Here is an 898-nt window from a genome sequence, read left to right as displayed (position 1 = left end):
GGCTACAAGGCGAGCATACTGGCTCGCACCGCCAAACTGCTCACTCGCACTTTTCCGCGTTTGGTCTCAACTTATCATGCAGGTGAGTCGTCATCGGGCAAACTGTGGCTTTACGACGGGTTGGACAGATGCTCAGGCTATCTCTCGGATCACTGCTTTGCAGTAAGCAAAAGTATTCAAGATAAAGTGCTCTGCCCCTCGCAACTGCTCAACAACTTTGTCGCGCTACCAAGCATGAACAACCATTATCAAGAGATCTCGTTTGTTGGTCGCTTAAGCCATGAAAAAGGCGCAGATCAATTTATAGAGTTAGCGAAAGCCTGCCCCGATTATCGCTTCTCTATCTATGGCGATGGGCCTGAGCGACAAAACTTAGAGACAACCGCACCAGCGAATGTCATTTTTCATGGTCATCAAACAGACATGAACGCGGTATGGGAAAATATCAGCGTATTGATTATCTCTTCTCGCTTCGAAGGACTACCCATGGCGGCACTTGAGGCAATGGCACGCGGCATTGTGGTGATCAGTCTAAAGGTCGGACGTTTACCCGACATCATTCAATCCGGCAACAATGGTTTTATTGCCGATGATGTCCCCGCTCTCGCGCTCAATCTACAGTACTGGATGGCGATGGAGAAAAGCCAACAAGAACGAATCCGTAAAAACGCACGCCAAACGATCGTAGAACAGTTTTCAACAGAGAGCGTTATTCCCGTATTGCTAACGCAATATCAAATTGAGATGGATAACTAACCCATATTGGTTCTCAAATTGAGAATTTGTCTCGTAGCCTCTTTGTTTTCATCTCCTCACCCATACATTTCAATCACTTAAACCAATAGCATATTTTGGCATCTCGGTTGCAGTAGTCGAATTAGATTAACGATAAGACCGA

1 protein-coding gene is annotated in these 898 nt (G+C 46.2%); it reads left to right on the top strand.

Annotation, left to right across the window (positions count from 1 at the left end; all coding sequences use genetic code 11):
* Positions 1-756, top strand: a 756-nt coding sequence (locus tag R7040_RS25305; protein WP_318097394.1) for a glycosyltransferase family 4 protein, incomplete at its 5' end; no start/stop codon positions are given.
* Between the last annotated feature and the right edge of the window lie 142 nt (positions 757-898).

The sequence above is a fragment of the Vibrio sp. 1069 genome (assembly GCF_033340555.1).
Note: the sequence above shows the minus strand (reverse complement) of the source record. Positions and strands in the feature narration are given on the sequence as shown.